Annotated in this window: 16 protein-coding genes; 5 read left to right on the top strand and 11 right to left on the bottom strand. The window is 75.5% G+C overall.

The genetic code is table 11. The features are described 5' to 3' along the window. The first annotated feature begins 35 nt into the window (after window positions 1–35). A complete protein-coding gene (locus AC1050_RS05945) occupies window positions 36–1,940 on the top strand; it encodes a DUF4214 domain-containing protein (protein WP_482386438.1) in 1,905 nt (634 codons plus the stop codon). A gap of 53 nt (window positions 1,941–1,993) precedes the next feature. Here the strand turns inward: AC1050_RS05945 and AC1050_RS05940 are convergent, their stop codons facing one another. Genes AC1050_RS05940 through AC1050_RS05930 form a run of 3 tightly spaced genes read right to left on the bottom strand, consistent with a single transcriptional unit; the run spans window position 1,994 to window position 6,035 of the window. After that, window positions 1,994–3,529: a glycosyltransferase family 4 protein gene (locus tag AC1050_RS05940; protein ID WP_482386437.1), complete on the bottom strand. Its 1,536-nt coding sequence runs from the start codon at window positions 3,527–3,529 to the stop codon at window positions 1,994–1,996. Beyond that, complete coding sequence (locus tag AC1050_RS05935) at window positions 3,529–5,046, bottom strand: glycosyltransferase family 4 protein (RefSeq protein ID WP_482386436.1); 1,518 nt, start codon at window positions 5,044–5,046, stop codon at window positions 3,529–3,531. The genes AC1050_RS05940 and AC1050_RS05935 overlap by 1 nt, the downstream gene beginning before the upstream one ends. After that, window positions 5,043–6,035 (bottom strand): FkbM family methyltransferase, encoded by a 993-nt coding sequence (locus tag AC1050_RS05930; RefSeq protein ID WP_482386435.1) that lies wholly within the window; start codon window positions 6,033–6,035, stop codon window positions 5,043–5,045. The genes AC1050_RS05935 and AC1050_RS05930 overlap by 4 nt, the downstream gene beginning before the upstream one ends. A gap of 96 nt (window positions 6,036–6,131) precedes the next feature. Here AC1050_RS05930 and AC1050_RS05925 point away from each other — a divergent pair, with 96 nt between their 5' ends. Genes AC1050_RS05925 through AC1050_RS05915 form a run of 3 tightly spaced genes read left to right on the top strand, consistent with a single transcriptional unit; the run spans window position 6,132 to window position 10,603 of the window. Beyond that, on the top strand, window positions 6,132–7,118 hold the full coding sequence (locus AC1050_RS05925) for a GDP-mannose 4,6-dehydratase (protein WP_482386434.1): 987 nt from the start codon (window positions 6,132–6,134) through the stop codon (window positions 7,116–7,118). Between the two features lie 3 nt (window positions 7,119–7,121). Next, a complete protein-coding gene (locus AC1050_RS05920; protein WP_482386433.1) occupies window positions 7,122–8,105 on the top strand; it encodes a GDP-mannose 4,6-dehydratase in 984 nt (327 codons plus the stop codon). Beyond that, entirely contained in the window at window positions 8,102–10,603 is a 2,502-nt protein-coding gene (locus AC1050_RS05915) for a glycosyltransferase (protein WP_482386432.1), read from the top strand. Before AC1050_RS05920 ends, AC1050_RS05915 begins: the two co-directional genes overlap by 4 nt. 61 nt (window positions 10,604–10,664) lie before the next feature. On the opposite strand, the gene AC1050_RS05910 is transcribed toward AC1050_RS05915, so the two are convergent. From AC1050_RS05910 to AC1050_RS05875, 8 genes are read right to left on the bottom strand one after another with little or no spacing between them, the layout of a single operon-like run. Next, window positions 10,665–12,992: a glycosyltransferase gene (locus AC1050_RS05910; protein WP_482386431.1), complete on the bottom strand. Its 2,328-nt coding sequence runs from the start codon at window positions 12,990–12,992 to the stop codon at window positions 10,665–10,667. A 59-nt stretch (window positions 12,993–13,051) separates the two neighbouring features. Then, a complete protein-coding gene (locus tag AC1050_RS05905) occupies window positions 13,052–14,158 on the bottom strand; it encodes a glycosyltransferase family 4 protein (protein WP_482386430.1) in 1,107 nt (368 codons plus the stop codon). Continuing rightward, window positions 14,155–15,207, bottom strand: a complete 1,053-nt coding sequence (locus AC1050_RS05900; protein WP_482386429.1) for a glycosyltransferase family 2 protein — start codon at window positions 15,205–15,207, stop codon at window positions 14,155–14,157. The genes AC1050_RS05905 and AC1050_RS05900 overlap by 4 nt, the downstream gene beginning before the upstream one ends. Continuing rightward, window positions 15,204–16,841, bottom strand: coding sequence for a DUF2142 domain-containing protein (locus AC1050_RS05895; RefSeq protein WP_482386428.1), 1,638 nt, complete (start codon window positions 16,839–16,841; stop codon window positions 15,204–15,206). The genes AC1050_RS05900 and AC1050_RS05895 overlap by 4 nt, the downstream gene beginning before the upstream one ends. After that, window positions 16,838–17,263 carry a DUF2304 domain-containing protein gene (locus AC1050_RS05890; protein WP_482386427.1) on the bottom strand — a complete coding sequence of 142 codons (426 nt, stop codon included), beginning with the start codon at window positions 17,261–17,263 and terminating at the stop codon, window positions 16,838–16,840. The genes AC1050_RS05895 and AC1050_RS05890 overlap by 4 nt, the downstream gene beginning before the upstream one ends. Continuing rightward, window positions 17,260–18,015, bottom strand: coding sequence for a glycosyltransferase family 2 protein (locus AC1050_RS05885; RefSeq protein ID WP_482386426.1), 756 nt, complete (start codon window positions 18,013–18,015; stop codon window positions 17,260–17,262). The genes AC1050_RS05890 and AC1050_RS05885 overlap by 4 nt, the downstream gene beginning before the upstream one ends. A 10-nt stretch (window positions 18,016–18,025) precedes the next feature. After that, window positions 18,026–19,288: a hypothetical protein gene (locus AC1050_RS05880; protein ID WP_482386425.1), complete on the bottom strand. Its 1,263-nt coding sequence runs from the start codon at window positions 19,286–19,288 to the stop codon at window positions 18,026–18,028. Next, on the bottom strand, window positions 19,285–20,385 hold the full coding sequence (locus tag AC1050_RS05875) for a glycosyltransferase family 4 protein (RefSeq protein ID WP_482386424.1): 1,101 nt from the start codon (window positions 20,383–20,385) through the stop codon (window positions 19,285–19,287). The genes AC1050_RS05880 and AC1050_RS05875 overlap by 4 nt, the downstream gene beginning before the upstream one ends. An 87-nt stretch (window positions 20,386–20,472) precedes the next feature. Between AC1050_RS05875 and AC1050_RS05870 the strand changes: the two genes are divergently transcribed. After that, window positions 20,473–21,366, top strand: coding sequence for a glycosyltransferase (locus AC1050_RS05870; RefSeq protein ID WP_482386423.1), 894 nt, complete (start codon window positions 20,473–20,475; stop codon window positions 21,364–21,366). Window positions 21,367–21,373 lie beyond the last annotated feature (7 nt).

Here is a 21,373-nt window from a genome sequence, read left to right as displayed (position 1 = left end):
CGCCCCGCGGGTCCGCCGCACGATCGGAGCCCACCATGCCCGCCAGACTCGCGCGAGCGGTCGCGCGCCTCGCGACGCTCGCCCTCGTGGCTGCCGTCGCCCTCGTGACGGGCCCGGCCCCGGCACCGGCGTCGGCCCTGGCCCCCGCGGCCGGCGGGACGGTCGCCGCGGCGGGCGACACCCTGACGTTCTCGGGCCACGGCTGGGGGCACGGCCGCGGCATGGGCCAGTACGGCGCCCTCGGCTACGCCGTGAACCACGGCTGGAGCGCGGCGCAGATCCTGGACCACTACTACGGCGGCACGGTCGCCGCGAACGTGGGCAGCCGGCAGATCACGGTGGAGCTCACCGCGCTGACCGGCAAGGAGCTCGTGGTCATCGGCCGGGACCTGCGGGTGAACGGGGCCGCGGTCGGCAGCGGGAACGTCGCGCTGCTCGCCCGGGCCCAGGCCGACGGGTCGGTGCAGCTGTTCACCGGTGCTAACTGCGCCGGTCCCACCTGGACGCGGCTCGCGGGCACCTACCGCGCGGGGAGCCTCGAGATCGGCACCGCGAGCCAGGCGGGCTTCGACCGCCTCATCCGGGTCTGCGAGGGGGCCGGCGAGCGCGCCTACCGCGGCTCGCTCACCGTCCAGCGGGTCGGCAGCAACCAGATGACGTTCAACAAGGTCGCGTCGGAGGACTACCTCCGCGGCGTCGTGCCGCGCGAGTCGCCGGCGTCCTGGGGGTCGTCCGGCGGAGGACGGGGCATGCAGGCGCTGATGGCGCAGTCGGTCGCCGCCCGCAGCTACGCCCTCTCCGGCACCCGGCCCTCGGGCGCCACCACGTGCGACACCACCGCGTGCCAGGTCTACTCGGGCGCGGCGTTCCAGCCGTGGAGCCAGCCGCAGACCGTCCTCGACGCCGCGGCGACGAACCAGGCGATCGACGCCACCGCCGGGGTGGTCCGCCAGGTCCCGGGCACCGGCGCGATCGCCCGGACCGAGTTCAGCTCGTCGACAGGCGGCTACACGGCGGGCGGGGTCTTCCCGGCCGTCGTCGACGCCGGCGACGCGGTCGCCTCGAACCCGAACCACAGCTGGGTCGCGCCGATCTCGCTCGCGACGGCGTCCGCCCGGCTGGGCGTCGGCACCATCCGCTCGATCGCCGTCACGCACCGCAACGGCCTCGGTGCGGAGGGCGGCCGGGTGCTGCAGGTCGCCGTCACCGGGACCAGCGGCTCCACGACCATGACCGGCAACCAGGTGCGCGTCGCCCTGGGGCTGAAGAGCGACTGGTTCAGCATCAGCTGGACCTCGCCGGGGGAGGCCGCGTCGGTGGTCACCGCGCTGTACGTCGACCTGCTGGGCCGCGGCCCGGACCCGACCGGCCTGAGCACCTGGACCAACCGGCTGCTGCAGGGCACGAGCCAGTCCGAGCTGGTCGCGACCCTCACCCGCAGCGACGAGTACATCAGCAAGCGGGTGCGGCAGGCGTACGTCGAGGTGCTCGGGCGCGAGCCCGAGCCCGCCGGCGCCGCCGGCTGGCTGGACGTGATCCGCCGCGGCGGGGCGACCGTCGACGACGTCCAGCGGCGGTTCTACGACTCGGTGGAGTACTTCAACCGCTCGGGAGGGACCGACACGGGCTACGTCCAGCGGCTCTACCAGACCGTGCTCGGGCGTCCCGCCTCGGCGGCCGACCTGGCCGTCTGGGTGCCGCGGATGACGTCCCCGGAGTTCGGCCGCGGCCGGGTGGTCGACGGCATCTGGTTCTCCAACGAGGCCGCGAAGCGCCGAGCCGGTGCCTACTACCGCGTGTTCCTGCAGCGCGAGCCCGACGGTCCGGGCCTGCAGGGCTGGGCGGACGTGCTGCTGCGCAGCGGCGAGGGTGCGGTGCGCACGGGCATCGCCGGGTCGCAGGAGTACAAGAACAAGGCCGTCCAGCGGTTCCCGCGCTGACGTGACGAGGGGGGGGCACCACCCACCGGGTGGTGCCCCCCTCGTCGTGCCCGTCACGCGCCGGCTGTCGCCTCCGGGAGGACCGCGGGTCCCGTCAGCCACTGCCAGGCCTCGTCGGCGTACTGGTCCCAGTCGCGCCCGGGGCGGGCCAGCGCGGCCGACCGGAGCTCCTCGAGCCCCTCGTCGTCGGTCAGCAGCAGCCGCATGGCGTCGGCGAGGGCGTGGTCGTCGCGCGGGTCGACCGTGACGGCGCCCCCGTCCCGGGCCAGCTCGGCCATGCTGCCGAAGTCGGAGGTGACGACCGGTGTGCCGACCGCCAGCGACTCGGCCACCGGCAGCCCGAAGCCCTCGTTCACCGAGGGGAACACCGTGAACCGGGCGAGCCGGTAGGCCGCCCACAGCTCGCCGTCGGACAGCCCGCGGCGGGAGTCGACCGGCCGGCCCGCCCGCACGAGCGCGGCGAGCTGGGCCTGGAACGCGTCGCTGCCCCAGGCGTTGCCGCCGACGAACGACAGCGAGAAGCGCAGGCCCTCCCGCCAGAGCAGCTCGGCCGCGTGCAGCACCGCGAGGTGGTTCTTGCGCGGCTCGTGGCTGCCGACCACCAGGACCGTCGGCAGGGTGCCGACCAGGAAGTGCTCGCGGGCGCTCGCCGTGTCCTGCACGGTCGGCTCGGCGGCGTGGACGGGCAGGGGGACGGACCGGATGGACGGCCCGGGCACGCCCACCGCCGCGAGCATGGACCGCCAGCCCTCGTACTCGGTGCACGCGGCCTGCGAGATGGCGGCGACGCGGTCGAAGTACCGCACGGCCGCGAGGTTGCGGGCGAACACGGCGGCGAACCCGCGCTGCGTCGTCTCGGCGGTCGTGATCGGCACCAGGTCGAACCCGATGGACCCGGTGCGGTTGCCGGAGAACCGGGCGAGCGCCAGCAGGGCCGCCGTCCGCCCCGGCTCGGCGCCCAGCTCCGGCACCAGGTAGGTCGCGCGCCAGGGGACGACCACCGTGAGCAGGTCGTCGGGCCGGGGTGCGAGCTCCGAGGCGGACGCCCGGCCGCTCACCAGCAGGTCGTGCTCGGCCCGGCTCAGCTCGCGGATCGCGGCGAAGCCGGCCGTCCACGACACCGGCGTCACCCGCGGCCGGTCGAGCCAGCGGCGCGCGGTCTCCCGGGCCACGCGCTGGATCCCGGTCATCAGGGGGGTGGACACGGTGTGCGCGACGTCGACGAGCACCTCGTCGCTCACCCGGACCCGGCGGGTGAGGTCCTCGGGCCCCGTCCGCCGCTCGATCTCCTCGGCCAGCGGGGCCGCACCGCGGAACTCCCCGGCGCGAGCGACCTCCACGACCGTCGGCTCGTCGGGGAACCGCGCGGTCAGGACGGCCAGCGCGAGCCAGACGTGGCCCCGGTCGGTCGCGTCCACCACGCCCTCGAGCGCGGCCGCCAGGTCGGCGGACGACGCGAGCGGTCCGGCGGGGACGGGCGCACCCAGGGCGCGGGCGAGCTCCGCCGAGCGGTCGGCCCAGACGGCCCAGCGCGCGCCGTCGGCCTCGGGCGCCGGCACGGGCGCGGTCCGGCGCAGACGTACGCGCATCAGTCCTGGTCCTCCGTCGTCGTGTAGAAGTCCCACAGCTCGGCGGCGTACTCGTCCCAGGTCCGGCGGGGCCGGGAGCGGGCCGCCTCGGCGAGGCGGGCCCGCTCGTCCTCGTCCGTGAGCAGCCGCCGCAGGGCGGCGGTCACGGCGTCGTCGTCCCGGGGGTCGACGGTGACGCAGCCACCACCACGGGCGATCTCGGCCTGGCTGCCGAACGAGGCGGTCAGCACCGGGGTGCCGCACGCGAGCGCCTCGGCGACCGGCAGGCCGTACCCCTCGTGCAGGGAGAGGAACGCGACCAGGTCGGCCGAGCGGAGCTCCCGCCACAGCTGGTCCTCGGGCACCCGGCCGACGTCCGACAGGGGCCGGCCGTCCGCGAGCAGCCGCTCGATCGCCGGCTGGAGCACGGCGTCGGACCAGCCGCGGCCACCGACCAGCCGGACCTCGAAGTCCAGCCCCTCCGACCAGAGCCGCTCCGCCGCGTGCAGCAGGGTCCGCTGGTTCTTGTGCGGCTCCCGGGTGCCCGGTGCCAGCACGACCGGTCGACGGCGAGCGGGCTGCGCGGCGTCCGGTGCCGGTGCGGCCGCGGGCGGTGGTGCGTCCTCGGTCAGCACGACCTCGGCGACGACCGGGCCCCGGACGCCCTGGGCCGCCAGGGCCTGGACGAAGCCCGCGAACTCCGCGGTGGCCGACTCGCTGATCCCGGCGACCCGGTGCGCGTGCTTGACCACGGTGAGGTACTGCGCGCTCGCCACGGCGTCCACGTCGGGGCGCTGCTCGGCGCTGGTGATCGGGATCATGTCGTAGCCGATCATCCCGACCCGGTTGCCGGAGAACCGTCCCAGCGCCGCCAGGCAGTCGCACGTCGCGGTGCTCGGCACGTCGGGGAGCACCACCAGGCTGCGCCAGGGCACGACGAGCCGCGGGCGGTAGGCGAGCTCGTCCTCGAGCGGGATGTCGACCACCTCGCCGTGGTGCAGGACGCGCGCGTCCTCCCGCGGGGCGAGGGCGCGCATCGCGTCGTAGGTGTCGACCCACGCCGTCAGGGTGAGGTCGTGGTCCCGCGCCCAGCGGGGCACGGTCTCACGGACGACCCGCTGGATCCCGGTGTGCGTCTCGTACCGGGCGCAGAAGTCGACGTCCACCACGGTGCCGCCGTCCACGACGGTCGCGTGCAGGTCGTGCCGCCCCGACCCGCCGCGCGCGAGCGCCTCAGCGAGCAGCCACGACTCCACGTGCTCGGTGGGCGCGAGCTCCAGGCGCCGGCCGAGGTCCTGGACGTCCGCCTCCGTCGGGAACGCGGCGTGCACGACGGTGAGCAGGAGCCACCGCAGGTCGGTCCGGTCCGCGGGCCGGCACGCGTCGAGGAGCGCGGGGAGCAGCCGGGCCGCGACCCGCTCGGGCGGCTCGCCGTCGGGGACGACGAGGCCGGTCACCGCCCCGGCGGCCGCGAGGCGCTGCGCGAACGCGGCCAGCAGGACGTCGGCCGCGGGGGTGCTGCGGTCGGTCGCGCTCACCGCAGGGCCCGCTTCACGCGGCCGGCGACCCGGCGGGCGAGGCGCAGCGGCCGGGTCACGCGCCAGGACACGGTGCGGCGCATCGCGGCGAGCTCCGCCCGTGCCGGGCCGCCGTCGTCGACCACGACGGGCGGCTGGGCGGCGGCGGTCACCGTGGCCAGGGCCTCCGACCACTGCGCGATGGCGACCGCGCGCCAGTGCACCGTCTGGCGCTCCAGCTCGTCGTGCGTCTCCTCCAGCGCGCTGATCCGGGTCCGCAGGCCGACGAGCTCGTCGGTCGTGAAGAAGTCGAGGGGGCCCGCCGGCACGGACAGCGCCTCGGCGAGCTCGGCGTGCTCCTCCGCCACGTAGAACCGCGACAACCCGTCGAACTGGCAGAAGACGTACCCGGCCCCGGTGACGATCGCCTCCCACTCGTCGTGGGTCGGCCGGATGGCCCGGTCGTCCGACCGGCCGTTGCTCGGCGCGGTGGCCTCGACCACCAGCACCCACGGGCGTCGCCGGCGCAGGTCGACGCTCTCCAGGACCTCGCGCTCGGCGCCCTCGACGTCCACGACCATGAAGTGGATCGGGTCGTCCTCGGCCAGGGACTCGTCGAGCACCGCGTCCAGGGTCGCCGCGCGGACCTCGACCTCGCTCACGTCGAGGCCGACGCTGGCGTGGTCCGCGCCGATGCTGTCGACGAGCGTGGACAGGCCGGTGCCGCCCACGACGTGCAGCGTGACCGTCTCGGCCGGACGGCTCGTGACGGCGGCCTCGACCTGGGTGTCGCGGGGCCGCTCGGCCCGGTGCAGGTCGACGAACGCCGGGACCGGCTCGACCGTGACGCCGCTCCAGCCGCGCTCGTAGAACGCGCGGGTCACCGAGTCGTGACGCGGGTGGTTGGCGCCGACCTCCACGTAGCGGCCTGCGCCGACGTCACGGAGCGCGCGCCACAGCACGACGTCCTCGCGGTTCTGGGCGTACGACACGAACGTGTTCTCGGGCACCTGATGGATTGTAGGGCCGCGCCCTGTCCAGGGTGGTCGTCGCCCCGGGAGTCGGTACTCTGGGGCCGCCCTGCCCCGACCACGTACCGAGGAAACATGCCCCGCGCACTCATCACCGGCATCACCGGCCAGGACGGCCTGTACCTGTCCGAGCTCCTGCTGTCCAAGGGGTACGAGGTCTACGGCCTCATCCGCGGCCAGAACAACCCCAAGCTCGAGCTGGTCCGGTCCACGGTCCCGGACGTGCGTCTGGTGACCGGCGACCTGACCGACATGTCGAGCCTGATCCGCGCGCTGGAGGTGGCGCAGCCGGACGAGGTGTACAACCTGGGCGCCATCTCGTTCGTGGCGTACTCGTGGGACAACGCGCTGCTCACCTCCGAGGTCACCGGCAAGGGCGTGCTCAACATGCTGGAGGCGGTGCGCCTCTACTCGCACGACGACCCGGCGAAGGTGCGCTTCTACCAGGCGTCCAGCTCGGAGATGTTCGGCAAGGTGCAGGAGGTCCCGCAGCGCGAGACCACGCTGCTGTGGCCCCGCTCGCCCTACGGCGTGGCGAAGGTGTTCGGCCACTACATGACCATCAACTACCGCGAGTCGTACGGGATGCACGCCTCCTCGGGCATCCTGTTCAACCACGAGTCGCCGCGCCGTGGGCCGGAGTTCGTCACCCGCAAGGTCTCGCAGGCCGTGGCGCGCATCAAGCTCGGCCTCCAGGACGAGATCGTCATGGGCAACCTCGACGCCAAGCGCGACTGGGGCTTCGCCGGCGACTACGTCGAGGCGATGTGGCGGATGCTGCAGCAGGACACCGCGGACGACTACGTCGTCGCCACGGGGGAGACCCACTCGATCGGCGAGCTGCTGGACATCGCGTTCTCGGCCGTCGGCATCGACGACTGGTCGGGCTACGTCCGCCAGGACCCCGCCTTCATGCGTCCTGCCGAGGTGGACCTGCTGATCGGCGACCCGGCCAAGGCGCGCGACGTCCTCGGCTGGGAGCCGCAGGTCGGGTTCTCCGAGCTGGTCACGATGATGGTCGAGAACGACCTCCAGGAGCAGCGCGCCCAGGCCGGGCGCTGACACGTGGCACGTGTCGTCATCACCGGCGTCACCGGTCAGGACGGGAGCTACCTGGCCGAGCGTCTCGTCGACGAGGGTGCCGAGGTCCACGGGCTGGTGCACTCCGCGGACGCCGCCACGGCGGCGTTCGCGGAGTCGCACCCGCGGATCCGGCTGCACCACGGCGACCTCGGGGACGAGGAGTCGCTGCGGCGGCTCCTCGACGACGTCGAGCCCGACGAGGTCTACAACCTCGGCGGGATCAGCTCGGTCGCGCTGTCCTGGAAGGAGCCGGTCCTCACCGGCCGGCTGAGCGGTCTCGCGGTCACCGTGCTGCTGGACGCCGCCACGCGCGTGCAGGAGCGCACGGGCCGGCGGGTGTCGTTCGTCCAGGCGAGCAGCTCGGAGATCTTCGGGGACGCCCCGTCGTCCCCGCAGGACGAGTCGACCCCGCTGAGCCCCGTGTCGCCGTACGGTGCCGCCAAGGCCTACGCGCACCACGCGGCGGCGGTGTACCGGGGCCGGGGGCTGCACGTCGCGACGTGCATCCTGTTCAACCACGAGTCGCCCCGCCGTCCGACGATGTTCGTCACCCGCAAGATCACGTCGGCCGCGGCCCAGATCGCCCGCACGGGGTCCGGCACCATCCGGCTGGGCAACCTGGAGGCGCGCCGCGACTGGGGCTGGGCGCCGGACTACGTCGACGCGATGGTCCGTGCCGCCCGGCACGACGTGGCCGGCGACTTCGTCGTCGCGACCGGGTCGACGCACACGGTCGCCGAGTTCGCGGAGGCCGCCCTGCGGCGGGCCGGGCTCGGCGACGACTGGGAGCGCCACGTGGAGTCCGCCCCGGAGTTCTTCCGGCCCGCGGACACCTCGGTGATGGTCGGCGACCCCGGCAGGGCGCGGCGCGAGCTGGGCTGGCGCCCGACCGTGGACTTCGAGGAGGTCGTCGGTCGCATGGTCGACCACGACCTGGAGCTGGTGGAGAGGGAGGCCGGGGCGTGAGCAGCGGCAAGGAGAAGCGGCCGCAGGTGCGGCCGGGCGTGGTGTCCGTGGTCCTCGTGAACTACCGCGGTGCGGACGACACGATCACCTGCCTGCGCGCGTTCGACGACGTCGACTGGCCCGCCGGGGACCTCGAGCTGATCGTGGTCGACAACGACTCCGGCGACGGCAGCGTGGAGCGGATCCGCGCTGCGGTGCCGGGGGCCGTCGTCGTGGACGCGGGGTCCAACACCGGGTTCGCCGGGGGGTGCAACCTCGGCGTCGCGCACGCGACCGGCGAGTTCGTCGCGTTCATCAACAACGACGCCCGCCCGGACCGCGGCTGGGTCCGCGCGGCGGTCGACGCGATGCGCGCCGACCCGGGCGTCGGCTCGGTCGCGTCCAAGGTCCTCGACTGGGAGGGCGGCCTGATCGACTACGTCGACGGCTCGCTGACCTGGTTCGGGATGGGCTACAAGCGCGAGGTCGAGAAGCCCGACACCGGCCAGTGGGACACCGCGCACGACGTGCTGTTCGGCACCGGTGCGGCGATGTTCGTGCGTGCCGAGCTGTACCGCGAGGTCGGCGGGTTCGACGAGCGGTTCTTCATGTTCTACGAGGACGTGGACCTCGGCTGGCGCCTGAACCTGCTCGGCCACCGGGTGCGGTACGTCCCCGGCTCGGTCGCGTTCCACAAGCACCACGTGACCATGAAGAAGTTCGGCAACTTCCGCGAGAGCTACCTGCTGGAGCGCAACGCGCTGCTCTCGATGTACAAGAACTACGACGACGAGTCGCTCGCGCGCGCCCTGCCGGCGGCGATGGCGCTCGCCGTCCGCCGGTCCCTGGCGCGCGCGGACGTGGACGCCACGTCGCTGGACCTGCAGCGCTCGCCCGGCGGCGACGACGTCGGCAGCCTCGAGCTGCCGAAGATGGCACTGACCGGGACCTACGCGATCGACTACTTCGTCGAGCAGCTGCCGACGCTGCTCGAGACGCGCCGGGAGCTGCAGGCCACCCGCCGGCGGAGCGACCGGGACCTGTTCCCGCTGTTCCGCAAGGCGCTGGAGCCCGCGTACGGCATGCCGTCGTACCTGGCCGCGCACGACGTGCTGGTCGAGGCGTTCGGCATCGCCGAGCACGTGAACAGCCGGCACCGCGTGCTCGTCGTCACCGGCGAGCCGCTGCTCGAGCGGATGGCCGGGCCGGCGATCCGCGCCTGGGAGGTCGCGACCGCCCTGTCCGCGGAGCACGACGTGCGGCTGGTCTCGACCGGTGGCGCGAAGCGGACGTCGTCGGCGTTCTCGGTGGAGTACCTGCACGGGGCCGCCCTGGTCGAGGCCACGCGGTGGGCCGACGTCATCATCTTCCAGGGCTTCCTGCTGGAGCAGGCGCCCTGGCTGAAGGACAGCGACAAGATCGTCGTCGCGGACATCTACGACCCCATGCACCTCGAGCAGCTGGAGCAGGCGAAGGACCTCGGCCCCGACGGGCGCGAGCGTGCCGTCCGCGCCACCACGGACCTGCTCAACGAGCAGATCCGCCGGGCCGACTTCCTGCTGTGCGCGTCCGAGAAGCAGCGCGACTTCTGGCTCGGCCACCTGGCCGCGCAGGGTCGCGTGAACCCGTCCGTGTACGACGAGCACGCGAACCTCGACAACCTGCTCGCCGTGGTCCCGTTCGGCGTCGCCGACGAGGCGCCGGTCCAGCGTCGTCACGGCATCAAGGGCGCGGTCGACGGGATCGGGCCGGACGACAAGGTCATCCTCTGGGGCGGCGGCGTCTACAACTGGTTCGACCCGCTCACGCTGGTGCGCGCGGTGGCCCGGCTCGCCGAGCGCCACCCCGAGGTGCGCCTGTACTTCCTCGGGATGAAGCACCCGAACCCCGGGGTCCCGGACATGGAGGTGGCCTGGCGGACGCAGGAGCTGGCGCGCGAGCTCGGTCTGACCGGCCGGCACGTCTTCTTCAACGAGGGCTGGGTGCCCTACGAGGAGCGGGCGGACTACCTGCTCGACGCGGACGTGGGTGTCTCCACCCACTTCCAGCACGTCGAGACCGCGTTCAGCTTCCGCACCCGGATCCTCGACTACCTGTGGGCGTCGTTGCCGATCGTCGCGACGGACGGCGACACCTTCGGGACCCTGATCCGGGAGCACGGCCTCGGCCGCGTCGTCCCGGCCGAGGACGTCGAGGCGCTGGAGGCGGCGCTCGAGGAGATGCTCTTCGACTCCGCCGCGGCCGACGCCGCCCGGTCCGCCGTGCGGGAGTTCGCGGGCGACTACGCCTGGTCGCGGGTGCTCACGCCGCTCGTCGAGTTCTGCCGGGCTCCCCGGCGGGCGGTGGACGTCGCGCTGCGCGGACCCGCGGAGCGGGCGGAGCGCGTGCCCGACATCCGCCCGCGACCGAGCGTCCGGGCCGATCTGGCCCTCGCGCGGGACTACCTGCGCGCGGGCGGGCTCGGCGAGGTCTCCCGGCGCGCCGCCGGCCGGGTGCGCCGCATGGCCGGGGGCGCCTGACCGCGCACCGGCAGGACCACCGACCCGGTCCGGGCACCCGCCCGGACCGGGTCGCGTCGTCTCAGTCCCGTCCCGGCCGCAGCCGCCCGAGCAGCCGGCGCGGCGCGGACGCCGGTGCGGCCTGCGGCCGGTCGGCGATCTCGGCCAGCCGGGCCGCGATCGCCGCGCCGGCCGCAGCGGGGGAGTGCAGCTCGGCGACGTCCCGCGCCGCCTGCGCGCCGCGCGCGGCGGCACCGGCCGGGTCGGCGACGACCTCGCGCATGAGGCGGGCGGCGTGCGCCAGGTCGGGGTCGGCCCAGGTGGAGCCGGCCGGGTAGGGCGCGGCGTGCGCCGGCACCGGTGCGGGCGTCCAGTCGACCAGGTAGCTGTTGGCGTCCGTCATGAACTGCAGGTTGCCGCTGTAGCGGGTCGCGATGACGGGCTTCCCCCACGCCATGGCCTCCGCCATCGTGAGCCCGAGGCCCTCGCTGCGGTGCAGCGACACGTAGCAGTCGCACGCCGCCATCAGGGCGTCCCGGGCGTCGGCGTCCAGGTACTCCTCGACCAGGCGCACGTGCGGCAGCGCCGCCACGCGCAGCCGCAGCCGCTCGGCGTCGGCGGGCCGCTGGTCGGCGTTGATCGACTTCACGACCAGCACGGGACCGTCCTCCGGGCCGAACGCCGCGCAGAAGGCGTCGACGAGCCCCAGCGGGTTCTTGCGCTCGGCGGTGCTGAGGAAGTCGAAGGCGAACAGGAAGAGGGGGCCGTCCGGCAGCCCCAGCTCCGCGCGGGACAGCGCGGGACCCGTCGCCGGACGCTGCGGCAGCGGTGGCGTCAGCGTGCGCACGGGCAGCGTGGTGTGCGGCTCGACGGCGGCGCGGACGAAGTCCGTCGCGACCCACACCTCGTCGACCGCGGCCAGACCGCCGTGCTGGGACGCCGGGAACTCCTCCACCTCCCAGTACCACATGCCGATCCGGTAGGTGCCGTCGTACGCGACGGGCAGGGTCGACGCGACGGTCGGCGTCAGGTCCGAGTTGACGCAGAGCACCGTGGTCGCGAGGGGAGCGCGGCGCACCGCCGGCGGTCCGTCGGCCGGGCGCTGGCGGCTGCTCAGGTGGGTGTCGACCGGCACGGTGGCCCGGGGCACGCCGGCGGCGTCGAGCGCCTGGACGAGCAGCCGGGCGGACTCCCCGATGCCGAGCTCGCCACGGAGGAACCCCACGACGTTCACGCCCGGCTCGTACGTCGCGGGTGGTGCCGGCGGGGCGGTCCAGCGCCGGACCGACTCGGCGACCAGGTCCTCGTCGAAGCCCTCCGTGGCCGCGTGCTCCACCGCCCACGCGACATAGGCCTCCTCGTCGCGGCCGGGCACGCCGGCGAAGAACCCGGCCAGGTCCGGCCGGCCGGCCCGCACGGCGCGCAGGTACCGGCCGGGGCCGCCGTCGGCGGCGGGCGCGGTGAGCCAGTCGAGCAGCGCCGCGCGCTGCGTCGGGTCGAAGGGGTCGGGCGCGTCGTCCGACACCGCGTACAGCGCGCGCAGCGGGGCGTCGACCCGGCCGCCCAGCGACGTCCGGGCCCAGGTCTCGGCCCCCGGGGGCGACGTCACCTCGTCCTCGGCGAGCCGGGCCAGGGCGGTCGCGACGCGGGCCGCGAGGGCGGGGTGCTCGCTCAGCCGGGCCCGCGGGTCCCCGGAGACGCCGGCGTCCAGCAGCCACGGGACCGCGGGGTCCGCCCGGGTCAGGTCGAGGGCGGTGACCGGGCGGTCGTCCAGCAGCAACCCGGCCCGGTCGCCGTCGGCCACGACGTGCTCGGGCAGCAGCGACCAGGAGGAGACGAGCACGGCGGGGTCCCGCAGGACCGCGTGCGGCACCGTCCCGGCCGCCAGCTGCGGCCAGGCGGCCACGTCGTCCGTCGCGCGCAGCCCGTCCGCCCAGGCGGCGAGCGCGTCGCCGCGGTCCGGCCGCACCGCCAGCAGCGCGGGGCTGTGCGGCCCGGCCGCCAGCAGGTCCGCGGGCGTCGGCTCCCGGCGGTCGTCGGGCAGGCGACCCGCCCGGGCGACCAGGGCGAGACCCGCCTCCGCGGCCGCGGCCACCAGCCGGTCCGGTGCGGACAGCAGCAGCACGCCGGGCTCGACCACCACCACCGCGCGGCTCCCCGGGTCGCGGTGCGCGAGGTGGCGCTGCGCGGCGCGGGACCGGACCACGTCCAGCGGGTGCCGCACCGCCCACCGGTGCAGCTCCGTCGTGGTGACCGGGACCCCGTCCGGCCCCTGCACGTGCTCCTCGCCGACGGGCCGGTAGCCCCCGTCGAGGTCCAGGACGGTCACCGCACCGAAGGGCAGGGCGGAGCGCACGGTGGACCGTGCCCGTGCCGCGGTGCCGGAGGTCGTGACGACGAGGATGTCCACGCGCGCTCGCTTTCGTGCCGGGGCGGGTCGGAGGGTGGGGCCGGGGCCGGCCGTCGTGGTCAGCGGGCGACCGCGCGGTAGACGGCGGCGTGCTGCTCGGCCGCGTCGGCCCAGCGGAACTGCGCGGACCGCGCGCGCCCGGCCGCACCGAGCGCCGCTCCGTCGCCGGAGAGCGCGCGCTCGAGGCCGGCGGCGACGTCGGTGGGGTCCAGCGGGTCCACGAGCACGCCCGCGTCGCCGACGACCTCGGCCATCGAGGTGCCGCGGGACGTGACGACCGGCGTGCCCACCGACATCGACTCGAGCACCGGCAGCCCGAAGCCCTCCCACGTGGAGGGGAAGCAGAACGCCGACGCGGCGGCGTAGGCGGCGTGCAGGTCGGCGGCGGCGAGCCGGCCCAGCGACAGCACGCGGGACTCCCACGCCCCGGCGGGCGGCCGGGTCGGCAGGTCCCCCCAGCCGGGCGGACCGACCAGCACCAGGTGCACCGCGGGGTCGCGCTCGGCCAGCTCCGCGAAGGCCGCGAGCAGCCCGCCGACGTTCTTGCGGGGCTCGAGGGTGCCGCACCACAGGACGAACCGCTCGGGCAGCCCGAGCCGGGCCCGGACCTCGGCGACCTCGTCGGGACCGACGGTCCAGCGCGGCGCGCCGTGCGGGACGACGTGCACGCGCTCGGCGGTGATGCCGGCGGCGACGCAGTCGTCGGCCGTCGCGCGCGACGGGACCACGACCGCGGCGGCCTCGCGGCGGGTCCGGTCGAGCGCGCGGGTGAAGAAGGAGACGCCGCGGGGGGTGAAGTGCCCGGGGTCGCGCAGGAACGCGACGTCGTGCACCGTCACGACCAGCGGCCGGGACGTCGGCGGGATGGCCCACGTGGAGGCGTGCACGACGTCGAGCCCGCGCACCGCCCACTCGGGCCGCGGGGCGCCCAGCCAGTTCCACGCGCGGTACAGCGGGTAGCGCGGCAGCCCCATGGACCGGACGGGCACCGGGGACCGGTACTCCTCGGGCGCGGGGTGCCGGTGGGCGGCCGCGAGCCCGGTCAGGCGGACGTCGTCCCGCTCCCGCAGCGCCTCGAGCAGCGCGACCGTGTAGGCCGCGGACCCGCCTGGGACCCGCTGCCAGGACTGCTCGACCGTGACGCCGACGTGCACCGGCGCCGTCACGCGGGCGACCCGTCCGGCACCAGCAGCGCCGCGACGTCCGCGCGCGGGACGCGTGCTGCGCGGTCCACCGTGCGGCGCCGTCGCAGCGCACCGGGCGTCCTGCCGAGCACCCGCGCCAGCACCGTGGCGCGGCGCCGTCGCTCCGGGCCGAGGACGACGCGCGCGAGGCTGCGGGCGAACGCCCGGGCGACGACGGGCACGGGGGCGTGCACGAGGACGACGAGCAGGCGGTTGCGCTCGTTGTGGTCCCGGAAGAACGCGGACGTCGCGTCGGAGGAGCCCGCGTGGTCGTGCACGGTGACGGCGTCGTGCACGTGCGCCACCGCCCAGCCCCGGCGGCGCAGGCGCCAGGACAGCTCCGTGTCCTCGTAGTACATGAACAGGGACTCGTCGAGCGGGCCGGCGTCCTCGAGCGCGGCGCGGGCGATCGCGGCGCTGCCGCCGTTGAACCCGAACACCGCCGCGGGTGCGGCGGGCGCCGACGCGGGCGCCAGCCAGTCGCGGTCCCGGCCGTTCCCCGAGCGGGTGACCTCGTTGCCGGTGCTGTTCAGCAGCAGCGCACCCGACGCGTCGTCGGTGCGGACCCAGGTGCCCCCGGCGTGGTCCACCAGGCCGGGCTCGCCGGGCGCGCCGGACCGGAACCGCCCGCTGAGCACGACACGGCCGGTCGTGGCGCCGAGCCGCGCGCCGTCCACGCCGTGCCCGCCGTGCCCGCCGTGCTCGGCGTCGAACGGTGCGACCAGGTGCTCCAGGTACCCCGGCTCCGCCACGGCGTCGTTGTTCAGCAGGACGACGACGTCGCCCGAGGTCGCCGCGACCCCGGCGTTGACGCCGCCGGCGAACCCGGTGTTGCGCCCCAGCGGGACCACGCGCACGTCACCCCGGGCGCGCAGCGCCGCCACGGTGCCGTCCGTCGAGCCGTTGTCGACGACCACCACCTCGACCTCCCGGCCCGGGACCTGCTGCCGGCCGAGCGAGTCGAGGCACCGCTGCGTGAGGTCGAGCCCGTTCCACGTGACGACCACGACGCTGACCGAGCGCACGGTCACCCGGCGGACCCGACCGAGCCCACCGCGGGGCGTCCTGGTCCTGCCGGGCGGTCGTCCCGGGTGTCCGGGTCGGGGAGGTCACGGCCCGGCGCGGCGGTGGCGTGCTCATCGGCGGCCACGCTCTCTCCGCCGGGAGCCGGGACCGCCGGGTGCGGTCCGGGCTGCCGGGCGGTCCACGCGACCAGGACGCCGAACGCGACGGTCGCGACGAGCCCGAGCGGCAGGAGCAGGGCGAGCGGCACCGGCGGCAGCCACGCGTCCGGTGCGAGCGAGAACCAGCCCCCGGTCTCGCCGTTCACGTACCGGTGCAGGTTCTCCAGGAACGCGGCGAGCTGGACGAACGCGAGCAGGGCGCCCAGCACGACGGCGACCTGGGCGCCGATCCGCCGGACGGCCGGGGCCCACGCGACGGGCACCTCCTGCGACCGGCCGTGCAGCACGTACGCGGCGAGCACGGGGACGCCGATCGCGACGGGCAGGATGTAGCGCCCCTGCCAGATGAAGCCGAGGAAGTGCGCCTGCGAGGCGTGCACGACCACCGGCAGCGCGAACGTCGCGGCGGCGACGGCCACGACGCCGGCGCGGTCCCGCCAGCGGCCGACCGCCAGGGCGGCGAGCACGACGAACGCGGACCCGGCGGCGAACGCCATCAGCACCCAGCCCTCCAGGGGCGTGTCCATCCAGCCGAACTGGCCCACCATGTTGAGCACGAACCCGTCCCACGCGAAGAACGTCAGCTTCGCGGCGGGCACGAACGTCAGGTCCGGGTGGTTCACGGCGTCGCCGGAGCCCAGGGAGTTGGTGCCGACCACCCAGCCGGCGGCGGCGACGCACGCCAGGACGACGACGGCCAGCGGCGGCCAGGCGGCACGGGTGCGGACCACGTCGAGGAACGAGCGCCACGGCGAGACGAGCAGGACGGCGGCCACCAGTACCGCGCAGTACAGCAGCGACAGCCCGCGGGCGTTGACGAAGAACGTCGTCGCCAGGGCGACCCACCACATCCGGCTGCGGACGAGCGCGGGATCGGGGTGGCGCAGCAGCGCGAGCAGCAGGCTCCACAGCGCGAAGGCCGCGGTGATCTCGATCGCGGCGGGGTTCACCGTCGAGGTCAGGAACACGACCATCGGGGTGAGCGCGCCCGCCAGGCCGGGCACGGCCCAGGGGGCGGGCCCCGTCTGGGCGAGCGCGCGCAGTCCGAGCGCGACGAAGAAGGTGGTCAGCGCCGCCGACAGGATCCGCATCGCGTAGAGGGCGCCGTCACCGGCGGGGAGCAGCGTCGGCAGCCCGACCACCGAGTAGTACAGCGGGTTGTACCGGCCGGCCGGGGTGACGGCGTCCGACGCGGCGTCGAGCTCCTCCGTCGGCACGATGTCGCAGCCGGCGGGCTCGTCGGGCACGAACATGTAGCACGTGGGGTAGGCCGTGACCAGGCGGTAGAAGTACGGGACGTCGACGGCGGTGCCGCCCTGGGTGTCCTCGCCGAGCAGCTGCCCGCGCGCCACGGCCGCGGCCTTGACGGTGTGCGCGGGCTCGTCCGGCGACGCCATGAGCGGGTTGGCCAGTGCCCACAGGGACGACAGCAGGAACAGGACCGCCCACCAGCCCCAGAAGACCTTGTCGTGCGACCTCACCGGGCGTCCTCCTGGCTGGGCTGGTCGCCGGGCCCTGCGGCCGGCGGGCTGCTGTCCGGCCGGTGCTGGTGCTCCTGCACGCGGACCAGGTGCTGGCGGACGTCCAGGCGGAGCAGCGCGACCTCCTCGGCGAGGGTGCGGGTCTCCTCCTCGAGCGCGGACACCTCGGTGCTGAGCTGGATGCACACGGCGAGCAGCACCAGGCTCGCCAGGGCGAACACCAGGTTCGCGGGTGTCTGCACGCCCACCAGGTCGGAGAGCCAGAACGCGAGACCGGGGAACACCCCGATCACGACGACGGCCAGGGTCAGGACGATCCACACGGCGGCGTACTTCTCGCGGATGCGGCGCGTCCGCAGCAGGTGCAGCAGCGACAGCACCAGCGCCAGGCAGACGACGATCGCGACGACGGTGAGCCTCATGCGGGTGCCTCGATGTCGAGCGCGGGCTGGGCGGGGACGGTCGGCCGCGACAGCGCGATGAGGAGCGCCAGCGCCGCGCGGGCCAGGAACACCGCGGCGCGCACGGGGGAGTGCGACGGCGTGCCGCCGGCCCGCGGTCGCATCGCCACGCCGACCTGGCGCACGACCAGGCCTGCGCGGGCGGCGATCACCAGCGACTCGACCGTGTCGCCCAGGTACTCCGCGGGGTAGTTGGTGGAGAACAGGGTGATGGCGCGGCGGCTGCTCATCTTGAACCCGGACGTCGCGTCGGTCAGGCGGGTGCCGCAGACGCGGGACAGCACACCGGCGAGCAGCCGCATGGACCACCGTCGCGGGCCGCGTGCCTCGTAGCTGCCCACCCCGGCGAACCGCGCCCCGATGACGATGTCCGCCTGCTCCTGCTGCATCTCGGCGAGCAGCCGGGGGATCTCGCGCGGGTCGTGCTGGCCGTCGGCGTCCACCTGCACGGCCAGGTCGTAGCCGTGCCGCATCGCGTAGGTGTAGCCGGCGCGCATCGCGCCGCCCACGCCCAGGTTGATCGGCAGCTCGAGCACCAGGGCGCCCGCGCGGTCCGCCTGCTCGGCTGTGCGGTCGGCGGAGCCGTCGTCGACGACGAGGACGTCGGCGTCCGGGACGGCGGAGCGGAGCTCGGACACGACGCTGGCCACGGTGTCCTGCTCGTTCCAGGCCGGCACGATGACGAGCATCCGCGCGCTGCTGGCGGAAAGCATGCGCGCCATCCTAGCGGTGCCCGGCGGTCGCACGGCGCACCGCCACGGCGTGCACGAGCACGCCGACCAGCGGGCCCGCCGCGAGGCTGACGACGGCCCGCACCTCGATCGACCAGGGCGCGAGCAGGACGGCGGCGGACACCGCGGTGGCCACCAGCCAGCCGGCGGCGTACGCGCGGTGCCGTCCCAGCGCCAGCAGCGCGGCGCCGGTGAGGGTCAGCAGCGCCAGCGCGCACGCGCTCGCCGTCAGGGCGGCGAGGACGCCCCCGGCGACGCGGTAGTCCGGGCCGAGGACGGTGGCCATCAGCCACGGACCCACGAGGGCCGCCGCACCCGCCCCGACCGCGCCGACGCCCAGCACCACCGCCGCCACCTGCAGCAGGGGCCGCGCGCCGCGGTCCCGGTGCGCCAGGAAGTGCGTGATCGCCACGCCCTGGTAGGCGTTGAGCGGGATCAGCAGCGGCGCCCGGGTGAGCTGGACGGCCATCAGCAGCGGGGCGGCCAGCTCGTACACGTCGGCCGGGGTCGTGAGCCGCAGCAGGACCGGGAACCCCACCACCAGGGCGGCGCTGGCCGCGGCGCCGGCCATCGCCTGCGCGGTCGCCCCGGCGAACGCCCGGCCCGGCACGCCGACCTGCAGCGCCCGCGCGGCGCGGACGGCCGGCACCGCGGAGAACCCGAGCCAGGTCGCGGCCGCGAAGCCGGCGCCGGCCGCCATCCCCGCGGTACCGAGGCCGACGGCCGCCGCGACGCCGGTCAGACCGAGCCGCACGACGGACTCCGTGCCGACCAGCCGGGCGTAGGCGGACCACGCCCCGCTGCCCGCGAGCGCGCCGGCCACGGCGGCGTGCCCGGCGAACGCGACCACGGACACCGCGACCACGACGACCAGGGGCCACGGCCGCGACCCGAGCACGGCACCGCCCCACAGGGGCGCGGTGACGAGCAGCGCGAGCGCGAGCGCCGTGCCGACGAGCAGCCCCGCGCGCAGCACGCGGGGGCCGCGGCCCGGCGCGCCCCCGGGCGCCGCGAGGGCGACGTGCACGGCGCGCGTGGTCTCGTTCTGCAGCCCGCCCAGCACGCCGAAGAAGAAGAACAGCAGCGCCCAGAACGCGAGGAAGTCCGCGTTCTGGGCGGGGGTGAGCACCCGCGCCGCCACCAGCAGCACCAGGTACCCCGCCGCCGCGGCGACCAGGGACGCGAGCCCGACGCCGCCGACCCGGGCGGACCCTCCGGTCGCGGGCCCGGTCGCCGGCCCGGCGTCGGCGGTCACGCGCTGCCCCGGGCCGCGGCCAGGTACGCGTCCTCGTGCGCCGTCGCGCACGCGGACCAGGTGAACAGCCCGGCGCGGTCCAGCCCGCGACGCTGCAGGCCCGCCGCGTCGGCGAGGGCGGCGCGCACACCGTCCGCGATCGCGCGCGCGTCGGTCGCGTCGAACTGCACGGCCGCGTCGCCGCACACCTCGGCGAGCGCGCCGGCGGACGACGAGGCGACCGGGCAGCCGGACGCCATCGCCTCGATCGGCGGCATCCCGAAGCCCTCGTAGAGGCTGGGGAACACCAGGCAGGCGGCCGTCCGGTACAGCTCGAGCAGCTCGGCGCGCGGGACGTTGCCCCGGGACTCGACGCCGTCCGGCAGCGGGCCGAGCGTCTCGTGCCCGCCGCCGGTCAGCACCAGCCGCAGGTCGGGATCGGTCGTCCGCAGCAGCGCGAACGCCTCCAGCAGCCGGGCGTGGTTCTTGTGCGCCCAGCCGCGCGCGGGGTACAGCAGGAACCGCTCGCGCGGACCGAGCTGCGGGGTGAAGGCCGTCGTGTCGACCGCCAGGTGCGCGACGGTGATGCGCTCCGCCGGGACGCCCAGGTGGTGCACGATCCGCTGCTTGCTGAACTCGCTGATCGTGATCACGTGGTCCGCGCGGCGTGCCGCCCGGTCGTAGTACAGCCGGCGGTACGCGAGCTCCGCGCGGGAGAACAGGTGCGGCATGTCGAGGTGCTGGACGTCGTGCAGCGACTGGACGACGCGGTCGCCGCGGCGGGGGAGCGGCACCGTCGCGGTGAACGGGTAGTGCACCACCGCGCCCGCCGGTGCACGGCCCAGCAGGCGGTCCCGGTGCCGCACGGAGGTCGCGAGCGTGCGGACCCGCGCCGCCGTCGACGGCCCCGGCGTGATCTCCGGCGCGAGCGCCTCCGGGAGGTCCGGGACGAAGCCCGCGGCGGCGGCCGGCAGCAGCACGGACGCCCGCACCCGGGTCGACGTCGCCAGCTCCCGGCCGAGCTCCCGCGCGTACGTCTCCGTCCCGCCCATCCCCCCGGGGACCAGCGTCAGCATGGAGAGCGCGACGCGCGGGAGGGCGGTGGACGAGTCGGTCACAGGGGTTCTTCCTCCGGGTCGGGTCGGCCGCCGGGCGCGGCGCCTCTAGTCTGGCCCATGTCACCCGCCCGTCACGGAAGGCCCTGCATGCCGCTCGACATCTTCGTCCCGTACTGGGGCGACCCCGCCCTCCTCCGCGAGACGGTGGCGAGCGTGCTGGCCCAGCGCAACGGCGACTGGCTGCTCACCGTGGTCGACGACGCCTACCCGGACGAGTCCGTCCCGGCGTGGTTCGCGACGATCGACGACCCCCGGGTGACCTACGTCCGCAAGCCGGTCAACGAGGGCATCACCGCGAACTACCGCACCTGCGTGTCGATGGCGACGCAGGAGTCCGTGGTGATCCTCGGCTGCGACGACGTGCTGCTGCCGGACTTCGTCGACGTGGTCCTGGCCGCCCGGACCCGGTTCCCGGACGCCGCCGTCATCCAGCCCGGCGTCGAGGTGATCGACGAGCACGGCCGGGTGGTGCGCCCGCTCGCGGACCGCGTGAAGCAGGACGTCGTCCGGCCGCGCGCGAGCGGCACCCGGGTGCTGCAGGGCGAGCCGCTCGCCGCCAACCTCATGCACGGCGACTGGCTGTACTGGCCGTCGCTGGTGTTCCGCCGGGACGTGCTGGTGCGCACGCCGTTCCTCGACGACCTGCCGCTGATCCAGGACCTGGCCCTGGTCATGGACATGGTGCTGGACGGCGAGCAGCTCGTGCTCGAGCCCGCCGTCTGCTTCCGGTACCGCCGGCACGGCCACAGCGCGTCGTCCGCGTCGCTGCTCGACGGCCGCCGGTTCCGCGGCGAGCGCGCGTACTTCGCGCACGTGGCGGCGCGGTGCGACGCGCAGGGCTGGCACCGGGCGGCGCGCGCCGCCCGCCTCGCCGTGACCTCGCGCCTGCACGCGCTCACGCTGCTGCCGCGTGCGGCGCGCACCGGGCGCGCCGGCGTCAGCACGATGCTCCGGCACGCCTTCGGGCCCATGCGCCCGTGACCGCCGA

It is taken from the genome of Cellulomonas sp. NEAU-ZC6 (assembly GCF_056844425.1).
Note: the sequence above shows the minus strand (reverse complement) of the source record. Positions and strands in the feature narration are given on the sequence as shown.

What these genes read in the sequence shown, in the direction of transcription:
- AC1050_RS05945 (WP_482386438.1), top strand. Translation starts at nt 36, where the DNA reads ATGCCCGCCAGACTCGCGCGAGCGGTCGCGCGCCTCGCGACGCTCGCC.
- AC1050_RS05940 (WP_482386437.1), bottom strand. Translation starts at nt 3,529, where the DNA reads ATGCGCGTACGTCTGCGCCGGACCGCGCCCGTGCCGGCGCCCGAGGCC.
- AC1050_RS05925 (WP_482386434.1), top strand. Translation starts at nt 6,132, where the DNA reads ATGCCCCGCGCACTCATCACCGGCATCACCGGCCAGGACGGCCTGTAC.
- AC1050_RS05890 (WP_482386427.1), bottom strand. Translation starts at nt 17,263, where the DNA reads ATGAGGCTCACCGTCGTCGCGATCGTCGTCTGCCTGGCGCTGGTGCTG.
- AC1050_RS05885 (WP_482386426.1), bottom strand. Translation starts at nt 18,015, where the DNA reads ATGCTTTCCGCCAGCAGCGCGCGGATGCTCGTCATCGTGCCGGCCTGG.
- AC1050_RS05870 (WP_482386423.1), top strand. Translation starts at nt 20,473, where the DNA reads ATGCCGCTCGACATCTTCGTCCCGTACTGGGGCGACCCCGCCCTCCTC.